The organism is Cellulomonas hominis (genome assembly GCF_005239125.1).
GTDB lineage: Bacteria > Actinomycetota > Actinomycetes > Actinomycetales > Cellulomonadaceae > Cellulomonas > Cellulomonas hominis_A.
In genome coordinates this window covers 34271-46305 of record NZ_SZYE01000008.1, presented here as the reverse complement: position 1 = coordinate 46305, position 12035 = coordinate 34271, and the positions used below count along the sequence as shown (strand labels likewise).

The window sequence follows — 12035 nt, the reverse complement described above, 5'->3', positions numbered from 1 at the left end:
CCGCGGGCGCGTCCGTCGGCATGGCCGCGGGCGCCGTGACCGCGGGCGCCGTGCGGTCCGGCGCCCCGTGCTCGGGGGCCGGACCGCACGCCGCGACCGCGGCGACCAGCAGGGTGGCGAGGGACCCGGCCACGCCGAGGGGGGCGCGACGTGGCCGGGGGTCGTGGTGCGTCACGGGGGGCTCCAGTGGTCCGGGGCGCGGCCGGCCTCTGCTCGACCGGCCGCGCCCCGGTGCCGGGGGTCAGCGCCGCTGGGCGGCGGTCCGACGGGTGGTGAGGGCCACGGCCCCGAGCGCGCCGACGAGTGCCGCCGCCGCGATCCACGGGGCCGGCGAGCCGCCGTCGTCCGCCAGACCCAGCTCGCCGGAGGGCACGCCGCCCGGCGCCGAGTGCAGCCCGTCGATCGTCTGCACCGCCAGCTGCAGGTTGCCGGCCTCGAGGGAGCCCCAGGCGTACACGATCGTGTCCGCGCCCTCCGCGACGGTGAGGTCGGTCGGGCCGATCACCGGGTCGGTCGTGCCGGTCGCCGCGACGGCGGCCGAGACGGTGCCGGCCGGGACGGTCAGCGTCTGCTCGTCCGGGTTCGACAGGTTCGTGACCACGGGGCTGCCGTCGGCCAGCACGTCGACCGCCGGCGCGGCCGCGGTGTGCCGCACCGTCAGCCGGCCCTGCCCCGCCGGGACCTCCGACAGGTCGTTCGTGAACAGGGTCGCCGTCGGGCTGCCGGCCGCGTCCAGGTGGGCGACGGCCGTGTAGCTGGCCCCGGCGTCCAGGGTGAGGTCGACGGGGCCGATGGCCGGCTGGCTCGCGTCGGCGGCGTCGGCCGCGGTGATCGCGACGGTGTGCGCGCCGGCGGGCAGGTCCAGCGGGCCCGCGAGGGTGCCGGGCGTGAAGTCGTCCAGCGTGCGCTGGCCGTCGACCCAGACGTCGACGGTCAGGTCGGGCACACCGTGCAGCACGGACAGGGACGCGGTCCCGGACGTGGCGGCGGTGGCGGGCATCGCGGTCGCGAGGGCGACCAGGGCCGCGGCGGCGACGCCGGCCGACCCGGTGACGAACGGACGGTGCTGCATGCGAACTCCTCTGTCCGGTCCCCCCGGAGGGGGCAGGTGCACTGACACCCCCTCTACGACGCCGACCCCCCGGCCGGATGCACCGGCGCACAAGAAGTTCTCAGGCGTCCACCTCCCGGGTGAACCCGAGCACCGCCGCCGCGAGCTCCTCCGGCGCCTCGAGGGCGACGTGGTGCCCCACGCCGTCGAGCAGGACCGAGGCGACCCGACCCCGCACGACGTGCCCCAGGGTCGCGGCCGTGAACGGCCCCCCGGACCCGCCGACCGCCAGGGCGGGCACCGTGAGCGGGTGGGCCGCCGCCAGCTCCCGGAGCTCCTCGCCCTCCGTGAGCACCGACCGGTACAGGCCGGCGGCGCCGCGCCAGCCGCCGGGTCGCGCGTAGGTGCGGGCCAGCTCGTCGACGTCGTGCCCGGTGACGGCGCCGGGCACCGCGGTCATCGTCGGGAACGCCCAGGTGCCCAGGAGCTCGCGCTCCCGCCCGGCGAGCAGCAGCTCCGGGATCCCCGGGGCCGCGAGCGCGCCCAGGTGCCAGGACCCGCCGCGGGTCACGTCGGCGAACGCCTCGAGCCCGAAGCCGGCGAGGCCCATCTCCACGGCGACGAGGCTCGCCACGTCCTCCGGGTGGCCCGCGGCCAGCCGCAGCACCGTGCCGCCCGCGACGTCCTGCCCCAGCAGGTGCACCGGCCCGAGGCCGAGGTGCGCGACGAGCGCGTGCAGGTCCTCGGCGGCGACGGCGCTGCCGAAGTCGTCGTCGGCGACCGCGGAGTCCCCGAAGCCCCGCAGGTCCACCGCGATCACCCGGTGCTCCGCCGCGAGCAGCGGGATGACCCGGTGGAACGCCCACCAGGACTCCGGGAAGCCGTGCACGAGCAGGACGGGCGACCCCGCGGCACCGGCGGTGACGTAGTGCAACGTCGTGCCGTTGACGTCGGCGCGGTGGTGCCGGACCCCGGCGACGTCGGCGGGCGCGGCGGGTGCGGTGGGTGCGGTGGGTGCGGTGGTGTCGGACATGGCGACCTCCTGATTGACAACGTGGTTGTCAGACTGCAACTGCGCAACCCGGTTGTCAAGGTCTGGTCCCCGGCCTACGCTGGTGGCCGTGCCCGAACCGACACCCGGAGTCCGGCTCGCCCGGCTGCTGCTCGGGGCGTTCGAGGAGATGGTCGACGACGTCGTCGGGCACCTCGCGGCGCACGGGCATCCCGGCGTGACCGCGAACCTCGAGTTCGCGCTCGCCGCCGTCGCGGAGGGGGCGGACAGCGCGTCCGCCCTCGGCCGCGCCCTGGGGACCACCCGCCAGGCAGCGGCGAAGACGGTCGCGACGCTCGAGCAGCTCGGCTACGTCGAGCGGGCGGACGACCCGGACGACGCGCGGCTCAAGCGCCTGCGGGTGACCCTGCGCGGCGAGGAGATGTCCGCGATCGGCGCCGCGCGGTTCGACGCGCTGCGGGACCGGTGGGCCGCGCGGCTGGAGCCGGGGGCGGCCGAGGCCGCCGAGGCGGCGCTGGGGCTGCTCCGGGCCCCCCGTGCCGCCCCCGGCGCCGGCACGCCCTGACCGGCGGCGGGTGTCGCAGACCTGCGACAGCCCTGCGACGCACCGGCGATCCGCCCCGACCCGCGCTCCCCTACGGTGCTGCCATGCCGCTTCAGCCGCGAGGCCGCCACGCCCTCCTCACCGCCACCGCCCTGGTCGCCCTGACGGCCTGCGGCACCGACGCCCCGGACCCCGCCGGCGACCGGGAGCGCCCCGCTGCCGGCCCCACCGCGACCACGCGCGCGCCGGCGCCGACGCCCACGCTCCCCGCGGTCGCCGGCTACGAACCCGGGGAGATCCCGCCCGTCCCGCTGATCGTGCTGCCGGACCTGTCGATGCTCGACGCGTCGCTCGCGGGGTTCGCGCTCGACGTCGACGCGGCCGTCCGCGACATCCCCGGCGTGACGGTGACCCCGACGCACTGCGACGCGAGCGGCGCGGTCGAGGTCGGGCGCGGGGCGCTGCTCGCCTACGGCGACGGCTCCGGCGTGTTCACCGCGCCCGACGGGTCGGTCGTGAACTACGGCGACGGGTCCGGCACCTACGTCCTGAACGGCACCACGGTGACCGTCTACGGCGACGGGTCCGGCACCTACGCCGCCGACGGGGTCTCGGTCGTGAGCTACGGCGACGGCTCGGGCGTCTACGACGACGGGACCACCCACGTCTACGTGCACACCGACGGCGGGGGCGGCTGGTCCCGCGGCGACCGGTCGGTGGTGAATCACGGCGACGGCTCGGGCGTCGCCTCCGACGGCGAGACCCGGATCGTCAACTACGGCGACGGCTCGGGGATGTACTCCGACGGCACCCTCACCGTGCAGAACTTCGGCGACGGCACCGGGACCGTGGACGGCGTGCCGGTCGAGGTCGACCCGCTCCCCCGCGTGCCGCGGCTCGGCGCCTTCCCGTCGATGGGCACGATCGCGCCGGTGCCGTCGTGCGGCGCCACGCTCACGCTCGACGCCGGGGTGCTGTTCGACTTCGGCTCCGCGGAGATCCGGCCCGACGCGGAGGCCTCGCTCGACGCGCTGGCCACGGCGCTCGCCGACCTCGCCGTGCCCGCGGGCTCGGTCGAGGGGCACACCGACTCCGTGTCGTCCGCCGAGTTCAACCAGCAGCTCTCCGAGGACCGGGCCGGCGCCGTCGCCGACCACCTCGCGCGGCGCGGCGTCGGCACCGCGTTCGACGTCGTCGGCCACGGCGAGGACCGGCCCGTCGCGCCGAACGAGGTGGACGGGCAGGACAACCCGGCGGGTCGGCAGCTGAACCGTCGGGTCGAGATCCTGCTGCCCGGGGTGACGTCGTGAGGCGCTGGCCGGTGGCCCTCGCCGCCGGTGTGCTCGCCGCCGGCCTGGCGGGGTGCAGCGTCGAGGTCGTGGACGCGGACGACGCGCCCGCGTCCCCGCGCACGACGTCGGCCGCGTCGGGCGACCGCGACGCCGACGAGGCACCCGACCGGCCGGAGACCCCGGCGGGGAGCCCGGCGGCCGGGACGGCGACCCGCGGCTCCGCGGCCGACGACACCCCCGGGACGACGGCGCTCCCGGGTCGGGACGCGCTGCTCCCGCTCACCACCTCGCAGGTCACCTGCGCCGGCGGGGACGCGTCGGTGTCCCGGGCGGGCTCGGCCGTCGAGGTCACCGACGACTGCGGCACGCTGACCGTCGACGGGGCGGCCGCGGTCGTGGTGGCCGGCGACGTCGGGCACCTCGTCGTCTCCGGCGCCGGCGCGCAGGTCGCCGTCCGCAGCGCCACCAGCGTGACCCTCGCGGGGTCCGCGGTCACGGTGACCTGGGAGGACGGCACGCCGGCCGTGTCCGGGGACACGCCCGGCAGCGCGTACGGCGCGGTGGCCCCGGGATGACGCGCACCGCCCGCCCGACCCGGTCCGCCCGGCCCGCCACGACGCCAGGAGCCCGCAGATGAGCGCCCCGCAGCCGTACCAGCCCGTCCCGCAGCCGCCCGTCCTCGCGGCCCGCCCGACCAACCCGCTCGCCGTCGTCACCCTGGTGCTCGGCCTGCTCGGCTTCGCCGTCGTCCCGGTCGTCACCGGCCACGTCGCCCTGCGGCAGATCCGCGCCCGGGGCGAGGGCGGGACCGCGTGCGCCGTGATCGGGCTGGTGCTCGGCTACCTCGCGGTCGCGACCTACCTGGTCCTCGCGCTCGTCGTCACCGGCTTCCTCGTGTGGGGCGGGACGCGGTGACCGCGGGCGCGCCGCGCGTCCTCCTGGTCGACGACGAGGAGGCGATCCGCGAGGGCCTCGCGTCGTTCCTCACCCGCAGCGGGATGGCGGTCGAGACCGCCGCCGACGGCGAGGCCGCCCTGGCGGCGCACGCCCGGTGGCGCCCCGACATCCTGGTGTGCGACGTGCTGATGCCGCGGCTCGACGGCCGGTCCGTGGTCCGGCGCCTGCGCGCGGCCGGCGACTGGACCCCCGTGGTCCTGCTCACCCAGGTCGGCGAGTCCTCGGAGCGGTCGGCGGCGCTCGACGAGGGCGCCGACGACTACCTGAACAAGCCGTTCGACCCCCAGGAGCTGCACGCCCGGGTCCGCGCCGTGCTCCGCCGGGCGGTGCCGGGCCAGCCCTCGCTCGCCGCGGCCGAGCTGCTGGTCAGCGGCGACCTGGTCCTCGACCGCACCGCCCGGCGTGTCCGGGTCGCCGGACGGGAGGTCACGCTCACCCCGAAGGCGTCGCTCCTGCTCGACTACCTGATGACCCACCCCGACGAGCTGCACACCCGCGAGCGGCTGCTCCAGGCGCTGTGGGGCTTCGAGCTCGTCGTCAGCAGCCGCGCCGTCGACCACCGGGTCGCGGAGATCCGCCGCGTCCTCGGGGACGACGCCGCCGCGCCGCGGTACGTCGAGACGGTGCCGGGCGGCGGCTACCGGTTCTGCGGCCCGGTGCAGCGCGGGACCCGCCCGTGAGGCGCCGGGGGCGCGCCGCGCTGCTGCTCGCGCTGGTCCCCGCCGTCCTCGGGCTGGTCGGGGCCGTCGTCGTGCTCGCCTCGGGCCGGTCGCTGCGCGTCGTCGTCGGGACCCCGCTGCCCGTCGCGCTCGCCGTGCCGGGCCTGCTGCTGACGGCCGTGGTGCTGGCGGCGCTGGCGCTCGCGCGGGGTCGCCGCCGGGCCGTGGCCGCCGCGGCCGAGGCGGCCGACCGCGCGGGCCGCGAGGAGGAGCGCGCGGCGCACCGCCGGTTCCTGCTGCGCCTGGACCACGAGATGAAGAACCCGGTGACCGCGCTGCGGGCCGCGCTCCCGGGCGTCGTCCCGGACCCGGCGGCGCTCGACCCGGCCGCGGCCCGCGCCCACCAGACGCTCCAGCAGCAGACCTCCCGGCTGTCGACGCTGGTCGCCGAGCTGCGCAAGATCGCCGAGCTCGAGACCCGCCCGCTGGAGCGCGAGGACGTCGACCTGGCCCAGGTGGTCGAGGACGCCGTGGCCGACCTCCGGGACCAGGCCGACGCGTCGGGGGTCGCGCGGACGATCGCCGTCCAGCTCCCGCAGGCTCCCTGGCCGCTGCCCCACGTCCGCGGCGACGTCGACCTGCTCTACCTCGCGGTCTACAACCTGCTGGCGAACGCGCTGAAGTTCTCGCCGGCCCGCTCGACCGTCGAGGTACGCGGGCGCGACGACGACGGCGTCGTGGAGATCGAGGTCGCCGACTCCGGCACCGGGATCCCCGAGCACGAGCTGGGCACGGTCTTCGACGAGCTGGCGCGCGGCGAGCAGGCCCGGGGCACGCCGGGGTCGGGGCTCGGGCTCGCGCTGGTGCGCGTGGTCGCGGGGCGGCACGGCGGGTCGGTCGACCTGCGGTCGAGGCCGGGGCAGGGGACGAGCGCCCGGCTGCGGGTGCCGGCGGGCTGACGGGTGGCGACCCGCGGGCGGCTCAGCGCTCGCGCCTGGGCGCGGTGATCGCGGTGTACGCGTGGGCGGCCGCCACCGCCGTCGCGAGCACCGCCATCACGAGGTCGAGCGTCCCGCCGCGCAGCACGAACGTCACCGCCAGGCCCGCGAAGACGACGGCGCCGACGCCGCCCAGCAACCGCTGGTGCGTCCTTCTCACCGGACCAGTGTCGCCCGCGGCGTACGTCGGCGCAGCCGCGCGACCGGGCAGGATGGGCGGCATGGGTCTGATCTGCGACTACTTCGCCGCGCCGTCCGACGAGTCCGCCGCCGCCGTCGTGGACCGGGACGGCGGGCCCGCCGGCGTCGCGGCGCCGAGCGGGTGGTCGCACGGCGTGCCCGGCCCGGCCGCGGAGGCGACGGGGTCGGGGTTCCCGACCGTGGCGGGCGGGAGCATCGACCCGGTGGTGGTGCTCGGCACCCTCACCGCCCTGCTGACCGGTCGGACGTTCGACGAGGTGCGCGCCGCGGCCGACCGGCGCGAACCGGTGGCGATGCAGGACGACGGCGCGGAGGTGGTGCTGCGGGTCGACGACGTCGTCGTGGACGCCCTCACCCGGGCGGACGCCGCCGCGCTGGCCGCGGTGGCGGTCCCGTGGTCCCAGACCGACGAGCTCGCCGGGATCTCCGACCCGGAGTCGCTCGCGGAGTTCCTGCACGACCTGGCCGGGCTCGCCCGGGGAGCGCGGGAGCGCGGCGAGGCGCTGTACTGCTGGGCGTGCGTCTGACGTCGGCCTCGTGCCGGGTCCGCCGCCCGCGGGCACGGCGAGCCCGCGCCGCGCCCGCCGCGCGGGGTGGGTGCCGAATCAGGTCCGCGTCGTCACGGCTCGTGCGACCGGGACCGGACCAGGACGAGACGAGCCAGCGCGGCGAGGGCCGCCAGCAGCGGGACCAGCTCGAGCGGCGTCGTGTCGTGATCCAGCGGGTCCGCCAGCGACACCGCGGACATCAGCACCGCCCACTGCAGGTGGCAGCACGCCCACCAGACCCCCAGCACGACCACCCAGGCACCCGGCCCGGGCCGCGCCGCCGACCGTCCGCGCCGGATGCGCCGCCAGACGCAGACCACCGCGAGCGCCGCCGCCGCCCACCCGAGGACGGCGGCCAACCAGGTCGGGCTCCCGTAGCCCAGGGGCTGCACGAGGCGGACGTTGATCCAGAGCGCCTGGAGCCAGACGACGGCAGCGGCCCCCGCGGCGGCGCCCAGGGCGCACCAGAGCCGGGCGTCGAGCGGGCTGCGCTCGTGCGGTCTAGCGGTCACGGGACGAGCATCGGTCGACCGGCACCGGCACGACGGCTCGTGCACCAGACCGCCACCCGACCGCGACGGCACCCGCACAGCACCGGGTCCCGCGCCGCACGGGCGACTCCTCTGCGGGGGCGGCGCCCGCATCCCGGCCCGATCCGGCGCCCGCGCCCGGGTCTTCCCCGGTACGGTGCGGTCGTGCGGCGATCAGCAGCGGCGGCGGCCCTGGCGGCTCTCGTGCCCCTGCTCGCCGCGTGCGGCCCGGACCCCGGCGAGGCGGACTTCCGGGCGGCGTACGACGAGCTCGTCCTCGACAGCCCCGGGTTCCCCGACGCCGGGACCGCGCTCGACGCGGGCCGGGCCGGCTGCCAGGTGCTGGCTCGGGACAACAGCGCGGATGCGGTCGACGCGGCCACGCGGGCGGTCGCGGACCGGCTGGACGCGGACCCGTTCCTCAGCACGCTCGTCGTCGCGCTCGCGGCGCAGACCCTCTGCCCGGACGACGCGCCCGACGGGTTCCCCGGCTGAGGCTCAGGCCCCCTCGGCCCGCCCCTCGCGCCAGTACCCCATGAACGCCACGGCCTTCCGGTCCACCCCGCACGTCCCGACGAGGTGCCGGCGCAGCGTCTTGATCGCCCCGGCCTCGCCCGCGAGCCAGGCGTAGAGCGCGGCGGACTGGCGCAGCGGCTCGCCGGTGGCGTGGTCGACGGGGACCTCCCAGAGGATGCCGTCGTCGATGTCGACGTCCTCGAGCTCCATGCCCTCGGGCAGCGGTGCCTCGTGCGGCATGAGCCGCTTGCACGCGGCCTGCACCGCGGGGACGAGCAGGGAGCCGTGCGCGGCGCCGTCGCGCGGCAGCCAGCGGACGGTCACGCCGGCCGGGGCGTCGACGGGGATCGCGTCGCCGGTGACCGGGACCTCGATCAGCGCCTCGCCGCGGGCGTCGCGGGGCAGCCGCTCGAGGATGCCGGCGATGGCGGGCGCGGCGGTCTCGTCGCCCGCGAGCAGCAGGCGGTCGGCGTGCGCCGGCGGGACGAAGTCGATGCCGCCCGACGGGCCCTGGTGCTCGCGGTTCGGGCCGAGGATGACGAGGGAGTCGCCGACCTGGGCGCAGCCGGCCCAGGCCGAGGCCGGGCCGGCGTCGCCGTGCAGCACCATGTCGACGTCGAGCTCGCGGACGTCGTTGCGGGCGGTGCGCGCCGTGTAGGTGCGGATCGGGTGCCGGAGCTCGTCCGGCAGGTCGCGCCACTGCAGGTACCAGGACTCGCCGGTCGGGACGACGTCGTACCCGCAGGGCAGCGGGAGCAGCAGCTTGATGCGCTGGTCGAAGCCGTTGTCGGCGAACTGGTCCAGGTCCTCGCCGGTGAAGGTGAACCGGCGGAACGAGGGGCTGAGGTCCACGATCCGGGAGACCCGGACGTCGAAGAACCGGAACGGCGTGGTGACGGCCGGCGCGGCGGTGGACGCTGTCATGCCGTCACCGTAACCCGAAGGGAAGCCTTACCTCACCCCCCGTGTGACACATCCCACAGGGTGGACACGTCACGCCGCCGACGTGCCGAACGCGAGGCCCAGCAGGTACGTCGCCGCGGCCGCGCCGAACCCGATCGCCAGCTGCCGGAGCGCGCGCTTGGCGGGGGACGACCCGGACAGCACGCCGACGGTCGCGCCGGTGCCGAGCAGGGCGACGCCGACCAGGCCGGAGGCCAGCGCCACGGCGCTCCAGCCCTCCATGCCGAACAGGTACGGCAGCACGGGCACGACGGCCCCGGCCGCGAAGAAGCAGAAGCTCGCCAGCGCGGCGCCGACGGCGCTGCCGACGGTCTCGTGCTCGTCGATCTCCTCCCCGGCGACGACCGCCTCCTGGGGCGGCAGCGCCGCCGACGGCCCGCCGACCGCCGCCAGGTCGGCGAGCACGCCGGCCGCGCGCTCCTGCGCCTCGTCCGCGCCCATCCCCCGCGCCCGGTAGACGAGCGCGAGCTCGTTCGCGTCGAGGTCGAGGTGCGGCAGGGCGTCCCGGGCCTGCGCGCTCGGCCGCGAGGCCTCCAGCAGCTCGCGCTGCGAGCGCACGGACACGTACTCGCCCGCGCCCATCGACAGCGCGCCGGCGAGCAGGCCCGCGAGGCCCGTCAGCAGCACGGTGGACGTGCCGACGCCGCTCGCGCCGATGCCGAGCACCAGCGCCAGGTTGCTCACGAGCCCGTCGTTGGCGCCGAACACCGCGGCGCGGAACGTGCCGGACATCCGGCTGCGGCCGCGCATCGCCAGGCTCCGCACGACCTCCTCGTGGATCCGCTCGTCGGCGGCCATGGTGGGCGTCGCGTCGGCCTCGTCGCCGTAGCCGGACCGCGCCTCGGCGCGCTGCGCCAGCGCGAGCACGAACACGCCGCCGAACCGCCGGGCGAGCGCCCCGAGCACCCGGGACCGGATGTCGCCCGGCAGCGGGCGCCCCACCCGGTCGCCGAGCAGGTCGAGCCAGTGCTGCTCGTGGCGCTTCTCGGCGTCGGCGAGCGCGAGCAGGATGGCGCGCTCCTCACCGGTGCGGCGCGACGCGAGGTCCCGGTAGGTCGCGGCCTCGGCGCGCTCGTCGGCGAGGTAGCGCCGCCAGCGGCGGATCTGGCGGGCGGTGGGCGCGACGGCGGGGGCCCCGGGGGCCTGGTCAGTGGGTGGCACGGTGGTCCATGGTGGGCGCCCCGCGGGCCGGAGTCACGCGATCCGCGCCGATTCGGACGGCCGAATCGGGGCGTCCGCAGCGCCGTCGTGCACGCGTGCGGACACCCCGCCGCCGGCTCAGTCCTCCCAGGGCGGGGTGTCGTCGAGCTTCGCGTAGTACTTCGCGAGGTGGCTCTTGACCCGGTCGACGTCCTTCGCCGGCAGGTCCACGCCGCCCCTCGACCCCTGCATCACGGCGGCTGCGGCGAACACCCCCCGGGGCACGGCGACGAGCTTCCCGCCCACCACGTCGGCGATCAGCAGCTTGTACGCGGTGAAGTTGTCCTTGGCGCCCGCGTCGTACCAGACGTGCGCGTCGCGGTACTTCTCGTTCGGCTCGTCCTCGGCGCCGGCCCACGCGCGGACGCGCTTCTCGGCGGCGGCGCCGTCCCACTCCCGGTCGCGGTCGGCCAGGGGCAGGTCCTGGAACGCGGTCACGGCCATCGGCCGCACCTCCCTCTCAACTCGACGGGTGCGCAACCTCACAGTTGCGCAAGCCTCCGGTTCAGGACGACGGGGCGGCGGTCCGCAGCTTGTCCAGCAGCGGGCTCGCGACCTCGTCGAGGAACCGCTGCTGCGCCTGGTCGCCGACCTGCACGAGGGCGATGTCCGTGAACCCGGCCTCCCAGTAGGGCCGGACCTGCTCGACGATCGCGTCGAGGTCCGGCCCGCACGGGATCGTCTCCGCGACGTCGTCGGGCCGCACGTACTGGCTCGCCGCGGCGAAGCCCTCCGTGGTCGGCAGGTCCGCGTTCACGCCCCAGCCGCCGGCGAACCACCGGAACTGCTCGTGCGCGCGCTGCTTCGCGGTCTCCGGGTCAGGATCCCACGAGATCGGGATCTGACCGATCTTGCGCGACGGCGGCGGCACCTCGCCGCCGATCGCCCGGGCTGCCTGCGCGCGGGCCTCGTCCCAGGAGTCCAGCAGCTCCTTCTCCGGGTCGGTCGCGACCAGGTGGTCGGCCAGCGGCGCGAACCGCGACACCGACTGGGCGCCGGACACCGCGACGCCGATCTCCACGGGCGAGTCCGGCAGGTCCCAGAGCTGCGCGGAGTCGGTGCGGAAGTGCACGCCGTCGAACGTGAGCCGGTCGCCGTCCAGGAGCGAGCGGATGATCTCGACGGCCTCCTCGAGCATGTCGTGCCGCTCGCCGACCGCCGGCCACCGCTCGCCGACCACGTGCTCGTTGAGGTTCTCGCCGGCGCCGAGGCCCAGCGTGAACCGGCCGTCGGACAGCACGCCGAGGGTGGCGGCCTTCTGCGCGACGACCGCCGGGTGGTACCGGACGGTCGGGCAGGTCACGTACGTCATCAGGTCCACGCGCGACGTCACCTGCGACACCGCGCCGAGCAGCGCCCACGCGTACGGCGCGTGCCCCTGCTCGTCGAGCCAGGGGAAGTAGTGGTCGGAGGAGACGAGGAAGTCGAAGCCGGTCTTCTCGGCGTCGGCCGCGTACCCCACGAGCTGCTTGGGACCGGACTGCTCGGTCATGAGGGTGTACCCGAATCGCGTCATGCGATCGAGCCTCACACCGACCGGCCGCCCCGGCATCCGGAGCGGCCG

At 76.9% G+C, this 12035-nt stretch carries 16 protein-coding genes; 8 read left to right on the top strand and 8 right to left on the bottom strand.

Features of this window, described 5'->3' with window-relative positions:
- Positions 1–241 precede the first annotated feature (241 nt).
- Complete coding sequence (locus FA014_RS02635) at positions 242–1072, bottom strand: DUF4397 domain-containing protein (protein WP_154728154.1); 831 nt, start codon at positions 1070–1072, stop codon at positions 242–244.
- A gap of 100 nt (positions 1073–1172) precedes the next feature.
- Entirely contained in the window at positions 1173–2084 is a 912-nt protein-coding gene (locus FA014_RS02630; RefSeq protein ID WP_154728153.1) for an alpha/beta fold hydrolase, read from the bottom strand.
- Positions 2085–2172: 88 nt separating this feature from the next.
- On the opposite strand from FA014_RS02630, the gene FA014_RS02625 reads away from it, so the two are divergent.
- From FA014_RS02625 to FA014_RS02600, 6 genes are all read left to right on the top strand, one after another.
- Positions 2173–2628, top strand: a complete 456-nt coding sequence (locus tag FA014_RS02625; protein WP_230322809.1) for a MarR family winged helix-turn-helix transcriptional regulator — start codon at positions 2173–2175, stop codon at positions 2626–2628.
- Positions 2629–2711: 83 nt separating this feature from the next.
- Complete coding sequence (locus FA014_RS02620; RefSeq protein ID WP_154728152.1) at positions 2712–3917, top strand: OmpA family protein; 1206 nt, start codon at positions 2712–2714, stop codon at positions 3915–3917.
- Between the two features lie 11 nt (positions 3918–3928).
- Positions 3929–4474 (top strand): DUF3060 domain-containing protein, encoded by a 546-nt coding sequence (locus FA014_RS02615; RefSeq protein ID WP_154728151.1) that lies wholly within the window; start codon positions 3929–3931, stop codon positions 4472–4474.
- Positions 4475–4532: 58 nt separating this feature from the next.
- Positions 4533–4814: a DUF4190 domain-containing protein gene (locus FA014_RS02610; RefSeq protein WP_154728150.1), complete on the top strand. Its 282-nt coding sequence runs from the start codon at positions 4533–4535 to the stop codon at positions 4812–4814.
- Positions 4811–5536, top strand: coding sequence for a response regulator transcription factor (locus FA014_RS02605; RefSeq protein WP_154728149.1), 726 nt, complete (start codon positions 4811–4813; stop codon positions 5534–5536). Before FA014_RS02610 ends, FA014_RS02605 begins: the two co-directional genes overlap by 4 nt.
- On the top strand, positions 5533–6474 hold the full coding sequence (locus FA014_RS02600; RefSeq protein WP_154728148.1) for a sensor histidine kinase: 942 nt from the start codon (positions 5533–5535) through the stop codon (positions 6472–6474). Before FA014_RS02605 ends, FA014_RS02600 begins: the two co-directional genes overlap by 4 nt.
- Positions 6475–6496: 22 nt before the next feature.
- Here the strand turns inward: FA014_RS02600 and FA014_RS02595 are convergent, their stop codons facing one another.
- Positions 6497–6673 carry a hypothetical protein gene (locus tag FA014_RS02595; protein ID WP_154728147.1) on the bottom strand — a complete coding sequence of 59 codons (177 nt, stop codon included), beginning with the start codon at positions 6671–6673 and terminating at the stop codon, positions 6497–6499.
- A 61-nt stretch (positions 6674–6734) separates the two neighbouring features.
- Between FA014_RS02595 and FA014_RS02590 the strand changes: the two genes are divergently transcribed.
- Positions 6735–7241 carry a hypothetical protein gene (locus FA014_RS02590; protein ID WP_154728146.1) on the top strand — a complete coding sequence of 169 codons (507 nt, stop codon included), beginning with the start codon at positions 6735–6737 and terminating at the stop codon, positions 7239–7241.
- 92 nt (positions 7242–7333) lie between these two features.
- Here the strand turns inward: FA014_RS02590 and FA014_RS02585 are convergent, their stop codons facing one another.
- The gene (locus FA014_RS02585; protein WP_154728145.1) at positions 7334–7774 is read right to left on the bottom strand and encodes a hypothetical protein; all 441 of its coding nucleotides are present in this window, start codon (positions 7772–7774) and stop codon (positions 7334–7336) included.
- 183 nt (positions 7775–7957) lie between these two features.
- Between FA014_RS02585 and FA014_RS02580 the strand changes: the two genes are divergently transcribed.
- The gene (locus FA014_RS02580) at positions 7958–8287 is read left to right on the top strand and encodes a DUF732 domain-containing protein (protein ID WP_154728144.1); all 330 of its coding nucleotides are present in this window, start codon (positions 7958–7960) and stop codon (positions 8285–8287) included.
- A 3-nt stretch (positions 8288–8290) separates the two neighbouring features.
- On the opposite strand, the gene FA014_RS02575 is transcribed toward FA014_RS02580, so the two are convergent.
- From FA014_RS02575 to FA014_RS02560, 4 genes are all read right to left on the bottom strand, one after another.
- Complete coding sequence (locus FA014_RS02575; protein ID WP_154728143.1) at positions 8291–9232, bottom strand: siderophore-interacting protein; 942 nt, start codon at positions 9230–9232, stop codon at positions 8291–8293.
- Positions 9233–9301: 69 nt separating this feature from the next.
- On the bottom strand, positions 9302–10432 hold the full coding sequence (locus FA014_RS02570) for a VIT1/CCC1 transporter family protein (protein ID WP_154728142.1): 1131 nt from the start codon (positions 10430–10432) through the stop codon (positions 9302–9304).
- A 117-nt stretch (positions 10433–10549) separates the two neighbouring features.
- Positions 10550–10915, bottom strand: coding sequence for a hypothetical protein (locus tag FA014_RS02565; RefSeq protein ID WP_154728141.1), 366 nt, complete (start codon positions 10913–10915; stop codon positions 10550–10552).
- Positions 10916–10976: 61 nt separating this feature from the next.
- Positions 10977–11987, bottom strand: a complete 1011-nt coding sequence (locus tag FA014_RS02560; protein WP_154728140.1) for a TIGR03557 family F420-dependent LLM class oxidoreductase — start codon at positions 11985–11987, stop codon at positions 10977–10979.
- Between the last annotated feature and the right edge of the window lie 48 nt (positions 11988–12035).

Bases quoted from the DNA above. Each gene is read 5' to 3' on its own strand.
- FA014_RS02635 (WP_154728154.1), bottom strand. From the start codon at position 1,072: ATGCAGCACCGTCCGTTCGTCACCGGGTCGGCCGGCGTCGCCGCCGCG.
- FA014_RS02630 (WP_154728153.1), bottom strand. From the start codon at position 2,084: ATGTCCGACACCACCGCACCCACCGCACCCACCGCACCCGCCGCGCCC.
- FA014_RS02620 (WP_154728152.1), top strand. From the start codon at position 2,712: ATGCCGCTTCAGCCGCGAGGCCGCCACGCCCTCCTCACCGCCACCGCC.
- FA014_RS02610 (WP_154728150.1), top strand. From the start codon at position 4,533: ATGAGCGCCCCGCAGCCGTACCAGCCCGTCCCGCAGCCGCCCGTCCTC.
- FA014_RS02590 (WP_154728146.1), top strand. From the start codon at position 6,735: ATGGGTCTGATCTGCGACTACTTCGCCGCGCCGTCCGACGAGTCCGCC.
- FA014_RS02575 (WP_154728143.1), bottom strand. From the start codon at position 9,232: ATGACAGCGTCCACCGCCGCGCCGGCCGTCACCACGCCGTTCCGGTTC.
- FA014_RS02565 (WP_154728141.1), bottom strand. From the start codon at position 10,915: ATGGCCGTGACCGCGTTCCAGGACCTGCCCCTGGCCGACCGCGACCGG.
- FA014_RS02560 (WP_154728140.1), bottom strand. From the start codon at position 11,987: ATGACGCGATTCGGGTACACCCTCATGACCGAGCAGTCCGGTCCCAAG.